At 69.9% G+C, this 12,466-nt stretch carries 12 protein-coding genes and 1 pseudogene; 5 read left to right on the top strand and 8 right to left on the bottom strand.

Annotation, left to right across the window (positions count from 1 at the left end; genetic code table 11):
* Window positions 1-9: 9 nt before the first annotated feature.
* The gene (locus BUS84_RS10095; RefSeq protein ID WP_074312440.1) at window positions 10-765 is read left to right on the top strand and encodes an alpha/beta fold hydrolase; all 756 of its coding nucleotides are present in this window, start codon (window positions 10-12) and stop codon (window positions 763-765) included.
* 113 nt (window positions 766-878) lie between these two features.
* On the opposite strand, the gene BUS84_RS10090 is transcribed toward BUS84_RS10095, so the two are convergent.
* Complete coding sequence (locus BUS84_RS10090) at window positions 879-1,913, bottom strand: DUF7507 domain-containing protein (protein ID WP_143728312.1); 1,035 nt, start codon at window positions 1,911-1,913, stop codon at window positions 879-881.
* A gap of 46 nt (window positions 1,914-1,959) precedes the next feature.
* Window positions 1,960-2,127: a hypothetical protein gene (locus tag BUS84_RS39770; RefSeq protein WP_244298462.1), complete on the bottom strand. Its 168-nt coding sequence runs from the start codon at window positions 2,125-2,127 to the stop codon at window positions 1,960-1,962.
* A 453-nt stretch (window positions 2,128-2,580) separates the two neighbouring features.
* Between BUS84_RS39770 and BUS84_RS10080 the strand changes: the two genes are divergently transcribed.
* Both BUS84_RS10080 and BUS84_RS10075 read left to right on the top strand, forming a co-directional pair.
* Window positions 2,581-4,455: an adenylyl cyclase gene (locus BUS84_RS10080; protein ID WP_074310780.1), complete on the top strand. Its 1,875-nt coding sequence runs from the start codon at window positions 2,581-2,583 to the stop codon at window positions 4,453-4,455.
* 205 nt (window positions 4,456-4,660) lie between these two features.
* On the top strand, window positions 4,661-7,048 hold the full coding sequence (locus tag BUS84_RS10075; protein ID WP_074312438.1) for a galactose-binding domain-containing protein: 2,388 nt from the start codon (window positions 4,661-4,663) through the stop codon (window positions 7,046-7,048).
* A 60-nt stretch (window positions 7,049-7,108) separates the two neighbouring features.
* Here the strand turns inward: BUS84_RS10075 and BUS84_RS10070 are convergent, their stop codons facing one another.
* The 3 genes from BUS84_RS10070 to BUS84_RS10060 form a co-directional block, all read right to left on the bottom strand.
* Entirely contained in the window at window positions 7,109-7,975 is an 867-nt protein-coding gene (locus tag BUS84_RS10070) for a metallophosphoesterase family protein (protein ID WP_074310778.1), read from the bottom strand.
* Window positions 7,976-8,052: 77 nt separating this feature from the next.
* Entirely contained in the window at window positions 8,053-8,346 is a 294-nt protein-coding gene (locus tag BUS84_RS10065; protein ID WP_074310776.1) for a hypothetical protein, read from the bottom strand.
* The gene (locus tag BUS84_RS10060) at window positions 8,340-8,660 is read right to left on the bottom strand and encodes a hypothetical protein (RefSeq protein ID WP_074310774.1); all 321 of its coding nucleotides are present in this window, start codon (window positions 8,658-8,660) and stop codon (window positions 8,340-8,342) included. Before BUS84_RS10060 ends, BUS84_RS10065 begins: the two co-directional genes overlap by 7 nt.
* Before the next feature lie 186 nt (window positions 8,661-8,846).
* On the opposite strand from BUS84_RS10060, the gene BUS84_RS10055 reads away from it, so the two are divergent.
* Complete coding sequence (locus BUS84_RS10055; RefSeq protein WP_074310772.1) at window positions 8,847-9,698, top strand: alpha/beta fold hydrolase; 852 nt, start codon at window positions 8,847-8,849, stop codon at window positions 9,696-9,698.
* Window positions 9,699-9,797: 99 nt separating this feature from the next.
* Here BUS84_RS10055 and BUS84_RS10050 read toward each other — a convergent pair.
* Window positions 9,798-10,813 (bottom strand): annotated as a pseudogene (locus tag BUS84_RS10050) (methyltransferase).
* A gap of 92 nt (window positions 10,814-10,905) precedes the next feature.
* A complete protein-coding gene (locus BUS84_RS10045) occupies window positions 10,906-11,310 on the bottom strand; it encodes a hypothetical protein (protein ID WP_074310770.1) in 405 nt (134 codons plus the stop codon).
* A 44-nt stretch (window positions 11,311-11,354) separates the two neighbouring features.
* Between BUS84_RS10045 and BUS84_RS36590 the strand changes: the two genes are divergently transcribed.
* A complete protein-coding gene (locus tag BUS84_RS36590) occupies window positions 11,355-11,507 on the top strand; it encodes a ricin-type beta-trefoil lectin domain protein (protein WP_244298461.1) in 153 nt (50 codons plus the stop codon).
* A 67-nt stretch (window positions 11,508-11,574) separates the two neighbouring features.
* Here the strand turns inward: BUS84_RS36590 and BUS84_RS10035 are convergent, their stop codons facing one another.
* Entirely contained in the window at window positions 11,575-12,450 is an 876-nt protein-coding gene (locus BUS84_RS10035) for an alpha/beta fold hydrolase (RefSeq protein ID WP_074310768.1), read from the bottom strand.
* Between the last annotated feature and the right edge of the window lie 16 nt (window positions 12,451-12,466).

Below are 12,466 nucleotides of genomic sequence, written 5' to 3'. Positions count from 1 at the left end.
CGTGTGGTCATGGACATTTACCACGAAGAGCATGGCAGCGGCGAGGACCGCCCGCTGGTGCTGATCCACGGCGCGCTCTCCGGCATCGGCACCTCGTTCGGTGCAATCCTGCCGCTCCTGGCGAAGACCCGGCGGGTGATCGCGGTCGAGTTGCAGGCGCACGGTCACACGCCGGATCTCGACCGTCCGCTGACCGTGGAGTACTTCGCCGCCGACGTGGTCGAGCTGCTCGACCGGCTCGGCGTCGCGCGGGCGGACGTGTTCGGCTGGAGCATGGGCGCGGCCGTGGCCCTGCGCCTGGGCACCGACCACGCCGCCCGGGTCGGCCGGCTGGTGCTCGCCTCGGTGAGCTTCGACGACGCGGGTCTGCATCCCGGGCTGCTCGACGGGATCCAGGATCTGCGACCGGAGCACCTGCACGGCTCGGAGTTCCACGAGGAGTACCTGCGGACCGCGCCGGACCCGGCGGGCTGGGCCAATCTGGTCACCAAGATGAAGGTGCTGGACGCGAACCTGCCGCAGTGGACGCCGGAGCAGATCGCCGCGCTGGCCGCGCCCACCATGATCGTGCTGGCCGACGCGGACATCGTCCAGCCCGAGCACGCGGTGCGGATGTTCCGGCTGCTCGGCGGCGCGGTGCCCGGCGACCTGGCCGGTCTGCCAGCCTGCCGGCTGGCCGTTCTGCCCGGCACCACGCACACGTCGATCCCGCAGCGCGCCGACTGGCTGGCCCCGATGATCGACGAGTTTCTGGACGAGGTCTAGCTAGGACCAGCACAGTCGCGAAGTCGATTGGTACCGCGAGCTGCTGAGTAGCACGTCATAAATGACAGACTCCGGGCACCGCATGCGGTGCCCGGAATCTGTCGCCCTTCCGATCAGGCCTGGATAAGCACCTTGCGGCGCAGCCGGCTGGCCCCGAGCAGGAGACCACCGGCGGCCAGCAGGCCGCCACCCAGGGACAGGATGTTGGTGGTGTTATCGCCGGTGACCGGCAGCTCCTGGTCGTCCTCGCCGTCCTTGCCGTCATGCCGGTGGTCGAACTTGCCGTCCCGAATGCAGACGGTGACGGTGGCAGGGTCGGAGACGATCTTCTTGTCGTAGAAGGTGCCGGTCGCTGTGGCGGTGTTGACCACCTTGCCGGCCTTGACGTCCGCCCACGTCACCACGTGGGGGTGGACGGCGTGGCAGTCGGTGCTCGTGCCCGGGGCCAGCCAAGTGTTCTTGCAGGCCACCGGCCCGGCGGTCTTGTCGTCGACGGCGACGTTCTTGATGGTCTCTGTGCCGGTGTTGGTCACCCGGTAGGTGTAGAAAATCTTGTCACCCTTGGAGGCGAAGCCGTCGTTCTCGCACTTGTTGCGGCAGTCCGACTCGACGCGGGCCTTCTTGTCGATCGACAGGCTGGCCTGCACCCGCTTGGCCTTAATGGTGACGGTGAATTCGGCCTTGTTGGACGTTACCTTCTCCTTGCGGAACAGCCCGGTCGCTGTGGCGGTGTTGACCACCTTGCCGGCCTTGACGTCCGCCCTGGTGACCGTGTACTTGCCGGTGCAGGTGGCGCTTTCTCCCGGCGCGAGCTCAAGACCATGCTCGCTCTCGATGGCCGACCGCGTGGTGTCCTTGCAGGTGATGCCAGTGACCGTGTCGTCGGTGACGGTGATGTTGGTGATCCGGTCGTGGGTGCCGGTGCTCTGGTTCTTCACCGTGTAGGTGTAGGTGACCTTGTGGCCGGCTTGCAGACCGGTGGCCGGGGTTCCGGTCTTGGTCAGCTTCAGCTTCGGATACACCTGCGGTTCCGGCGCGGCAACAGCCGGCGAGCCGGCCGTGAGCAGCAGGGCGCCGGCCAGCAACGCGAAAGCTCCCAGCCGCGTACGAATACCAACCCGTCTGCGCGACGCAGAGGTCTTGCTCATGTAAATCCCCCGTGTTGTGGATCGTTGACAATGGGGGCAACGAGCGCTAATGGAACATGTCACGCCAAGCGGGCGTGAATCCCCCACATGGTGGACGTCGTGGTGGGCTCACTACTTGGGTTCCGGCCACCGCGCCGATCCGCGGGTCGTTGAACGGCTCGATCAGCCGTCGGATCGCATTCGGTTCGAAGAGGGTGTCCGCGTCGACGGTCACGATGATGTCGTGCGAGGCGTACAGGAGCCCGGTGTTGAGGGCGCCGGCCTTGCCGCCGTTGGGCTTTGCGGATCACCCGGACGCCATCGAGCCAGTGAGTCGACGAGGTTGGCCGTGCCGTCGGTCGAACCGTCGTCGACACGATCACCTCGATGTCCCGGTGGTCGTTGGCCACCAGCGAACGGACCGTGGCGACGATGCCGGCCCGTTCGTTGTACGCGGGCACGAGTCGATCCGCATCAGCGCCTCCCCGCATCGCCACCATCATCGTCCATTCTCGCCCGCCCGAACCGAACTTCGCGGTACGAGGTCATAGCGTGCGGCCGATTTACCAGGTAGAAACATGCCAACCCCTTCGTCCCGGCCCGACCTCCGGCCGGAGGGACCAGAGAGCGCTCTCACCGCCCCAGCTGTGCCGGGAGCAGTCGCCGGCCAGCGGAGAGGACGAACCGCATGACAACCCAACCCCGACGGGTACGCCGGAGAACCGGTCGCACCGTCATCCTCGCGCTGGTGCTGACCACCGCCGTCACAATGACCAGCACCGCCGCCACCGCCGGCCGGCCGACGCACGGCGCCCCGGACTTTGGGCCCAACGTCACCATCTTCGACCCCAGCATGCCGGTCGCCGAGATCCAGCAGACGCTGGACGCGGCGCACGCCCGGCAGGTCGACAACGAGATGGGCACCGCACGGCACGCCTACCTGTTCAAGCCGGGCACGTACGGGACGACCGAGCAGCCGTTGCAGGCCAAGGTCGGCTACTACACCGAGGTCTCCGGCCTGGGCGCCTCGCCCACCGATGTCACCGTCAACGGCAAGATCGAGGTGTACAACCGCTGCCTGGCCGACGGCGGCACCGGCAACTGCCTCGCGTTGGTCAACTTCTGGCGCACCCTGTCCAACCTCTCGCTCACGATCAACGCGGCCGGCCAGGACGGCTGCCGGTCCTCGGCGAACTTCTGGGCGGTGTCCCAGGCGGTGTCCATGCGCCGCCTGAACATCAGCGGTGGCGGGCTGTCGCTGATGGACTACTGCACCGCGGGCCCGCAGTTCGCCAGCGGCGGCTTCATCGCCGACTCGCGGCTGCCGGCCACCACCAACGGCTCCCAGCAGCAGTGGCTGACCCGCAACAGCGAGGTCGGCAGCTGGTCCAACGCGGTGTGGAACCAGGTCTTCGCGGGGGTCGAGGGTGCGCCGGACGACGCCTCCTTCCCGGACCCGCCCTACACGACGCTGGAGACCACCGCGCTGAGCCGGGAGAAGCCGTACCTCTTCGTCGACGGCAAGGGTCGCTACAACGTCCGGGTGCCCGCCGCGCAGCGTGACAGCCGGGGCGTCTCCTGGGCCGATGGCATGACGCCGGGCCGGACGATCCCGATCCACGACTTCTTCATCGCCAAGCCGTCCGACCCGGTGCACGTCATCAACAGCCAGCTCGCGCGCGGCAAGCACCTGCTGCTCACCCCGGGCACGTACGACGTCGCGCGCAGCATCGAGGTCCGGCGTGCCAACACCGTGGTGCTCGGCATCGGGCACGCCACGCTCACCGCGGTGAACGGCGCCATCCCGCTGGACGTCGCCGGTGTCCCCGGTGTCGTCGTCGCCGGCGTCACGATCGACGCCGGCCGGGTCGAGTCGCCGGTCCTGCTGCGGGTGGGTCGGCAGCACGGCCGCAACGTCAGCACGCCGGGCAACCCGACCACGCTGTCCGACGTGTACTTCCGGGTCGGCGGCCCGCACATCGGCCGGGCGAACACGGCGCTGGAGGTCAACAGCGACAACGTGCTCATCGACCACACCTGGGTGTGGCGCGGCGACCACGGCGTCGAGGGCTTCACCGAGGGCGTCAACGGTGACACGGACCGCTGGCGGACCAACACCGGTCGCTACGGCGCCGTCATCAACGGCGACCACGTGACCGCGGCCGGCCTGTTCGTCGAGCACTTCCAGCGGTACAACACGGTCTGGAACGGCGAGCACGGCACGACGATCCTCTACCAGAACGAGCTGCCGTACGACCCGCCGTCGCAGGCCGACTGGATGCACGGTGGCGTCGAGGGTTGGGCCGGCTACAAGGTCGGCGACCGGGTGCGGCACCACACCCTGTACGGCGGCGGGGTCTACGTCTTCAACCAGAACAACCCGTCGATCCACACCGAGAACGGCTTCGAGGTCCCGGTCACCCCGGGTGTACGGCTGCACCACATCATGACCGTCAACCTCAGCGCGGGCACGATCGACCACGTGGTCAACGGCGTCGGTGACGCGGCCGACATGACCAAGGTCGGCGCGCCGGTCTACGTCACGCAGTACCCGACTCCGTAGGGATCCCGGGCGCATCGAACGGGGGCCGGAGCCGGCGTGGCTCCGGCCCCCGCTGTCGCACCGGGCGTGGTCGACAGAGGCGGGGTGCTCGCCAATTTCCCACCTGCTGGCCAATAATTTCATCGATAAGTCGAACTCTTGCGATGCCGCAACCGCTACTGCCACGATGGCCGTCAATGCCTTCCGTCCCGAAGGAGTGGTCGTCATGGCGGTCTCCCGCCGCAGGTTCGTCACATCGGTGATGGCGGGGTCCGCCCTCGCCGCCGCCTCCACCACCGAACTGCTCACCACCCTGAGCGGCCCGGCCCGCGCCGCCAGTCCTCCCGGGGACGTGGTCGGCAAGGTGACGGTCGGCTACCAGGGCTGGTTCAGCTGCCCCGGCGACTCGGCGCCGATCGGCGGCTGGTGGCACTGGAGCCGCGACCGGTTCCAGCCGCCCTCGCCCAGCAACACCACCATCGTGTCCTGGCCGGACATGCGCGAGTACACCCGTAGCTACCCGACCGCCTACCCCAACCTCGGCAACGGCTCGCCGGCCACCCTCTTCTCCTCGTACGACCAGCAGACCGTGGACACTCACTTCCGCTGGATGCAGGAGTACGGCTGCGACACCGCCGCGTTGCAGCGGTTCAACCCGATGGGCGACGAGGGGCCGACCCGCGACGCGATGACGCAGAAGGTGCGCTCCGCAGCCGAACGCTACGGCCGCAAGTTCTACATCATGTACGACGTCACCGACTGGTTGAACATGCAGTCGGAGATCAAGACCGACTGGACGACGAAGATGTCCGCGCACACCGCGTCGAGCGCGTACGCCCGACAGAACGGCAAGCCGGTCGTCTGCATCTGGGGTTTCGGCTTCAGCGAGCCCAGCCGGCCCTTCATCCCAGGGCCCTGCCTGGAGGTCGTCAACTGGTTCAAGGCGCAGGGCTGTTACGTCATCGGTGGCGTGCCCACCTGGTGGCGGCAGGGGATCGAGGACTCCCGCCCCGGCTTCCTCGACGTCTACCACGCGTTCAACATGATCTCGCCGTGGATGGTCTACCGGACCACCACGCTGGAGGGGCTCGACTCGTACTACAACAACGTCAACATTCCCGACATGGCCGACTGCGCGGCGCGGGGCATCGACTACCAGCCCTGCGTGATGCCCGGTGACCTCGCCGCTGGGCATCGCCGCCACGGCGACTTCTACTGGCGGCACATCTACAACATGGTCCGACTCGGCTCCCAGGGCCTCTACGTGTCCATGTTCGACGAGTACAACGAGGGCAACCAGATCGCCAAGACGTCCGAGACCCAGGCCACCACCCCGGCCGGCGCGAACATCCGGGCCCTGGACGAGGACGGCGTGGCCTGCTCCTCCGACTACTACCTGCGCATCACCGCCGACGGCGGACGGATGCTCAAGGGCCAGCTCGCGCTCACCCCGGTGCGACCCACGCAGCCGATGCTCGGCGGGCCGCCGCCGACCGGCGGAAACCTCACCGCCGGCCGTCCCGCCTCGGCGAGCAGCCAGAACAGCCCGTTCCCGGCGTCGAACGCGGTGGACGCCAACGCCTCCAGCTACTGGGAGAGCGGCAGCGGCGCCTTCCCGCACTGGTGGCAGGTCGACCTCGGCGCCAGTCACCAGGTCGGCCGGCTCGTGGTGCGGCTGCCCGCCGGCTGGGGGGCGCGTACCCAGACCATCACCGTGCTGGGCAGCGTCGACGGCAGTTCCTTCGGCACCATCGCCCCGGCCGCCGGCTTCACCTTCGACCCGGCGACCGGCAACACCGTCACCCGCACGCTGCCGGCCACCGCCGCCCGGTACGTCCGGCTCAGCATCGGCGGCAACACCGGCTGGCCGGCCGGCCAGCTCGCCCAGGTCGAGGTGTACGCCGCGACCGGCACCCCGGACACCCCGCCGACCGCGCCGACCGGCCTCACCGTGACCGGGCGGACGGCGACCAGCGTGTCGCTGGCCTGGACGGTGTCGACCGACGACACCGGGGTGAGCGGCTACCAGGTGCGCCAGGGCGGCACGGTGGTCGCCACCGTCACGGGCACCACGGCGACCGTGAGCGGGCTCAATCCGTCCACCGGATACAGCTTCACCGTCACGGCGCGGGACACCGCGGGCAACACCTCCGCCCCGTCGAACGCGGTCACGGTCACCACGGACGCGCCGGCCAACGCGGACCTCGCCCGTGGCCGACCCACCGCCGAGAGCAGCCACACCCAGAGCTACGGGTCGGGCAACGTGGCCGACGGCGACCCGAACAGCTACTGGGAGAGCGTCAACAGCGCTTTTCCACAGTGGGTGCAGGTCGACCTGGGCGTGGCACGCACGGTCGGGCGGGTGGTGCTCAAGCTGCCGCCGGCGGCGGCCTGGGCCACCCGGACGCAGACCCTCGCGGTGCAGGGCAGCACCGACGGGGCCAGCTTCGGCACGCTGGTCGCGTCGGCCGGGCGCACCTTCAATCCGGCCACCGGCAACCAGGTGACCCTCACCTTCACCGCCGCGCAGACGCGCTACCTGCGCATCACCGTCACCGGCAACACCGGCTGGCCGGCGGGGCAACTGGCGGCGCTGGAGGTCTACGCGAGCTGACCGGCGAGCGGGCGGCCACCGGAAAAGACCGGTGGCCGCCTCCGGTCGCGACGGTGTGCGTCAGCCCGCCAGCTGCTGCATCCGGCGCAGGTCGTCCGCCGGATGGATGGTGCGCACCGGGTCCGGCACCGGCCCGCGCCGCTGCCACTCGCGTGGGTAGCCGAGGGAGACCTCCTCGAAGCGCACCCCGTCGTGGAACGTCGTCCGGGGGATGTGCAGGTGCCCGTAGACCACGGTGGCCGCGCCGAAGCGCAGGTGCCAGTCCCGGGTGCGCACGGTGCCGCACCACTGGGCGAACTGCGGATACCACAGCACGTCGGTGGGTGCGCGTACCAGCGGATAGTGGTTGACCAGCACGGTCGGCAGGGCCGGGTTGCGCTCGGCAAGTCGCCGCTCGGTCTCGGCTACCCGCGCCTCGCACCACGCCTCCCGGCTCGGGTGGGGATCGGGGTGCAGCAGAGCCTCGTCCGTGCACACCACCCCCGCCGCGTACGCCAGGTCCAGCGACTCCTGCCTGGTGCTCGCCTCGGGCACCCGGAACGTGTAGTCGTACAGCACGAAGAGCGGGGCGATCGTGGCCGGACCGCCCTCGCCCTTCCACACCGGGTACGGATCCTCCGGGGTGACGACCCCCAGCCGCCGACACAGCCGCACCAGCTCGCGGTAGCGCTCCTCGCCACGCAGCTGCACCGGGTCGTCGGGCGGTGTCCACAGCTCGTGGTTGCCCGGCGCCCAGACCACCCTCGCGAACCGGCTGCTGAGCAGCCCGAGCGCCCACTCGATGTCGGCGTACCGCTCGGCGACGTCGCCGGCGACGAGCAGCCAGTCGCCGTCGTTGCCCGGGCGCAGCTCCCGCACGAACGAGCGGTTCTCCGGATAGCCGATGTGCAGGTCGCTGACGGCCCGCAGCCGGGGCGGAAGGATCACGCCCCGAGGCTAGGCCGCGACGGTCGGGTCGGGACACCCCTGTCCGGCCGGTGTCGCGGCGTGCCGGGCGGACGGGATCAGCAGAACCAGCCGTCCTGCACCCAGCCGCGCCGGTTGATGTGCCCGTAGGCGAAGCCGTAGATGTAACCGCCGCTGCGGGGACCCTCGACGAGGAAGGTCTGGCCCTGGTAGAGGGTGCCCATCCAGGCCCCGTTGGGCTGGGTGCGGACGAACAGGTCGCTCGCGCACACCGTCTCCCGCTGGCCGATGGTGCCGTTGGCGGCCTGCGCCGGAGCCGGCGCGCTCAGCGTAGCGGCGATGACCCCGGCCAGCAGGCCGGCCGTCGCCCGGGTGGCGAGTCGGTTCACCATGAGTCGTACCCGCCGATGCACTCGGCCCGCAGGTAGCCCCAGTCGTTCGGACCGAAGTCGAACGAGGCGGCCCACCCGCTGTAGACCGGGTGCGCGCCCGGGGTGTGGCCGATCTTGTTGCCGTACCCGAGTGTGCGTTTCAGACCCGTGGGGCCGCCGGCGGAGTCGTAGTTGGCGTAGAAGCTGGCGCTCTGGCAGACCACGATGGCGTGCCGTGGCACCACCGGGTCGGCGTGGGCCGGCGCGGCGCCCAGGGCGGCCGTGGCCGCCCCGATGGCCAACGCGGCGACGCCGGTGTGGATCCGACGGGGCATGCCCACCTCCCGTACGCCGAAACTTTCTACCGGCGACCCTAACAGCGACGTTGATAAATGTCGATGGAGTGGGCCGCCCTGCCGGCCTGCGACCCAGGGTCCGGCCCTCCCGGTGAACCGGCATATCCGGCGATCGGGCGGGAAAGCGCCGACGTCCGATAGCCCGAACCGGAGCAGGAGAAGAACATGCCTTTCATCACCGTGGGTACGGAGAACTCCGCGCCCATCGACCTCTACTACGAGGATCACGGATCCGGTCAGCCGGTGGTGCTGATCCACGGTTTCCCGTTCAACGGGGCGACCTGGGAGAAGGAGACCAACGCGCTGCTCAACGCCGGATATCGGACGATCACCCTCGATCGGCGCGGTTTCGGTAACTCCGCGCAGCCGGCGTTCGGGTACGACTACAACACCTTCGCCGCGGACGTCGACATCCTGATGACCGAGCTGGACCTGCGCGACGCGATGCTGGTGGGTCACTCGATGGGCACCGGCGAGGTGGTCCGCTACCTGGGCAACTACGGCTCGCAGCGGGTGAGCCGGGCGGTGCTGCTCAGCCCGCTGCAACCGATGCTGGTCAAGGCCCAGAACAACCCGGAGGGCGTCGACAAGAGCCTCTTCCAGGGGTTCCAGAAGGCCATCACCAAGGACCGCTTCGCCTATCTGACCCAGTTCTGCGACGCGTTCTTCAACTACAGCGAGAACAAGGGCAAGCTGGTCAGCGAGGAGGCGTACCACGCGCACTGGCAGATCGGCGCGATGGCCTCCGGCAAGGCTACCCACGACTCGGTGGACGCCTGGCTGGAGGACTTCCGGCCCGATCTGCCGAAGATCGACGTGCCGGTCCTGATCATCCAGGGCGACAAGGACAACGTGCTGCCCTTCCCGGTGACCGGCCAGCGGCTCGCGCCGATGCTGCCGACCAGCGAGCTCATCACGCTCAAGGGTGCGCCGCACGGTATCCCGTGGACACATGCCGACGACGTCAACAAGGCGATGTTGAACTTCCTCAAGCAACCGGCCAAGGCTCGGGCCTGATCCGTACCGGCATCTGATCGGACGCCAGCGCGGCGTTTCCGCCGCCACACCTGGCCCACGCAGGCCCTCGGGCTCGCGTGGGCCGGGTGGCGTCGACGGTCAGGCCCGGCGGGCCACCACCGCGCCGTTGGCGCCGGGGGCGTCGAACGGCACCGTGCGAACGTCGACGAAGCCGGCGTCGGCGAGCCAGGCGCTGTATACGGCGCCCGAGTATTTCCGGCCACCCTCAGTCTCGACCAGCATGTTCATGCCCATCAGAGCGGCTTCCGGCGGCCCGGTGCGCTCATCGTTGAGCAGCAGTTCGCAGACGACGACCGCCCCGCCGGGCGGCAGCGCCGCGTGGCACCGCGCCAGCAACGCGCGATTCGTCGGCTCGTCCCAGTCATGCAGGATCATGCTGAGCAGGATGACGTCGTGCCCGCCCGGCAGCGCCGGGTCGGCGAGGAAGTCGCCGGGCAGCGTGCCGATCCGCCCGGTAAGGCCGGCAGCCGCGATCCGCTCCTCGGCCCGTTCGCAGACGTGCGGCAGGTCCAGGACGGTCGCCCGCAGCCCGGGCAGGCGGCGGCAGAACTCGATCGGAACGCGCCCGCCCCGCCGCCCACGTCGAGCAGCCGGTGATGCGCGGAGAAGTCGTACGCCTCGGCCAGCGCACCGGCGGTGAAGCTGGACGTGGAGTACATGGCGTCCCAGAACTGCGCCAGCATCTCCGGGTCGGTGGTGTCGAACATCGACTGCTGGGCCTGCGGGTCCCAGGTCAGTGGCCGGTCGGTGCGCAGCGCTCCCCCGATGCGGTGCCAGGGCAGATAGGTACGCAGGTCGGAGTAGCGAACCTGGGCTCCGAAGTAGTACGGGTGGCCCTCGACCAGGAACTGCTCGGCCAGCGCCGAGTTGCGGTAGCCGTCGCCGGCCTTCTCCAGCAGGCCGAGCGAGGCGCTCGCGGCCAGCAGCAGGTCCGCCGGCCGATCGGCCAGACCGAACTCGGCGGCCGCCTGCTCGACGGTCATCGTCCGGCCACCGGCGAGCCGGGTGAACAGGCCGAGTTCAACGCCGACCGCGAGGGTCTTGAACCCCCAGATGCCGGCAACCAGGCGCATGAGGGGAGTCGGAGTGATCATGGCCACACGAGATCACACCTGACATCCGTCCACTATGGGCGGTTGGTCTACCGGGGACGGCCGAGGGCGAACCCGGCCGCGGCCAGCAGGCCCTAGCTGGGTCGGCGGGCCAGGTGCCGGCTGAGCCGGTGCGCGCCGATGCTGACCAGCGTGCTGCCGATCGCCATCCCGATCAGCACCAGAATCGCCCCGACGGCCCACAACCCGCTGTCGTCGGACGACAACGCCCCCCGCGACCAGGCCGCCGTGAAGGCCACCGTCATCACCGGCGCCACCAGCCACGGGCTCAGCCGCGTGCCGGCCAGGGCGGCGAGCAGCGCCAGGGTCAGCACGCAGCCGATCACCTGCCACGGCTCGTACGGGCCGCTACGCGAACCGGTCTGCGGGTCGACGGTGTACTCGGTGTCCCAGCCCAGCCAGAGCACCCACACCCCGACCGTGGCCACCGCCAGGAACAGAGCCCCGAGCGATGCGGACGTACCCCTCGTCGCTGTCATCCGGGGATCATCCCCCGCGGAAGCGCGGTTCGGGAACGGCAGGCATGTTTGACCGTCGAGTCATCTGGCCGTGCAACGGGCAGCGCAACCAGCGCTGGACGTGGCGGGCCGACGGCACCATCGTGGGCGAGCAGTCCGGGCTCTGCCTCGACGTGGCGGGGGCGGCCACCGGCAACACCACCAAGGTGGTCCTCTGAGCCTGTCACGGGGCGGCCAACCAGCGCTGGGCCCGGGGCTGACCGTGGCCGGCGGCCGTCTCGCCGCTCAGGGCCGCACACGGGCGAGGAAGTCGCGGACCAGCCGCACCACCTCGTCGAGGTGCGTCTCGAGCAGCCAGTGGCCACCGTCGAGCAGTTGCAGGTCGGCGTCGGGCAGATCCCGCAGGTAGGCGCGGGCCGCGCCCGCCGGCATGTAGCCGTCGTGCGGCCCCCACACGATCAGCGTGGGCGGCCGGTGGGTACGCAGGTACTCCTGCTGCCGGGGGAACCACCCGACGGTGCTGCCCTGGTCGGCGAGGAGCCGGAGCCAGGCGTCGCGTCGCCGCGGATCCGCGACCAGCGCCCCGGAGAGCCGCCACAGGTCCGGGCTCACCCGGTCGGCCAGCCGGTCCGGCAGCTCGCCCAGGAACTCGCGCCGGAAGCCCTCCTCGTTGATCACGGCGGCCAGCTGGGCCCGGCCCTCGTCGGTCGGCTCACGCCAGAATCGTTTGAGCGGCTCGTACTTGGGCCCGTGCTGGTCCGGGTAGATGTCGCCGTTCTGGATGATGAGGCCGGCGACCCGCTCCGGTGCGGCCATCGCCAGGCGCAACCCGAACTGGCTGCCGTAGTCCTGGAGATAGATCACGTAGCGGGTCAGCCCGAGCGTCTCGGTGAACCGCCGGAGCAGGTCGGCGTGCGCGTCGAAGGTGTACGCGAACCGGCCGGGGTCGGGCGTGTCGCTGTAGCCGAAGCCGGGGTAGTCGGGCGCTATGCCCCACCACCGGTCGGCCAGCGCGGGCAGCAGGTGGCGGAACTGGAACGACGACGACGGGTAGCCGTGCGGCAGCAGCACCACCGGCGCGTCCGTGGCGCCGGCCTCCCGGTAGAAGATCGTGATGCCGTCGACCTCGACCGTCCGGTGGCGCACAGCGATCTCGGCCATGGCCTCTCCTGACCAG

Origin of the sequence: Micromonospora cremea (assembly GCF_900143515.1) — a bacterium.
Classification (GTDB): domain Bacteria; phylum Actinomycetota; class Actinomycetes; order Mycobacteriales; family Micromonosporaceae; genus Micromonospora; species Micromonospora cremea.
This window is presented reverse-complemented; position numbering and strand designations above follow the sequence as displayed.

Bases quoted from the DNA above. Each gene is read 5' to 3' on its own strand.
- BUS84_RS10095 (WP_074312440.1), top strand. From the start codon at position 10: ATGGACATTTACCACGAAGAGCATGGCAGCGGCGAGGACCGCCCGCTG.
- BUS84_RS10090 (WP_143728312.1), bottom strand. From the start codon at position 1,913: ATGAGCAAGACCTCTGCGTCGCGCAGACGGGTTGGTATTCGTACGCGG.
- BUS84_RS10080 (WP_074310780.1), top strand. From the start codon at position 2,581: ATGACAACCCAACCCCGACGGGTACGCCGGAGAACCGGTCGCACCGTC.
- BUS84_RS10075 (WP_074312438.1), top strand. From the start codon at position 4,661: ATGGCGGTCTCCCGCCGCAGGTTCGTCACATCGGTGATGGCGGGGTCC.
- BUS84_RS10065 (WP_074310776.1), bottom strand. From the start codon at position 8,346: ATGGTGAACCGACTCGCCACCCGGGCGACGGCCGGCCTGCTGGCCGGG.
- BUS84_RS10060 (WP_074310774.1), bottom strand. From the start codon at position 8,660: ATGCCCCGTCGGATCCACACCGGCGTCGCCGCGTTGGCCATCGGGGCG.
- BUS84_RS10055 (WP_074310772.1), top strand. From the start codon at position 8,847: ATGCCTTTCATCACCGTGGGTACGGAGAACTCCGCGCCCATCGACCTC.
- BUS84_RS10045 (WP_074310770.1), bottom strand. From the start codon at position 11,310: ATGACAGCGACGAGGGGTACGTCCGCATCGCTCGGGGCTCTGTTCCTG.
- BUS84_RS36590 (WP_244298461.1), top strand. From the start codon at position 11,355: ATGTTTGACCGTCGAGTCATCTGGCCGTGCAACGGGCAGCGCAACCAG.
- BUS84_RS10035 (WP_074310768.1), bottom strand. From the start codon at position 12,450: ATGGCCGAGATCGCTGTGCGCCACCGGACGGTCGAGGTCGACGGCATC.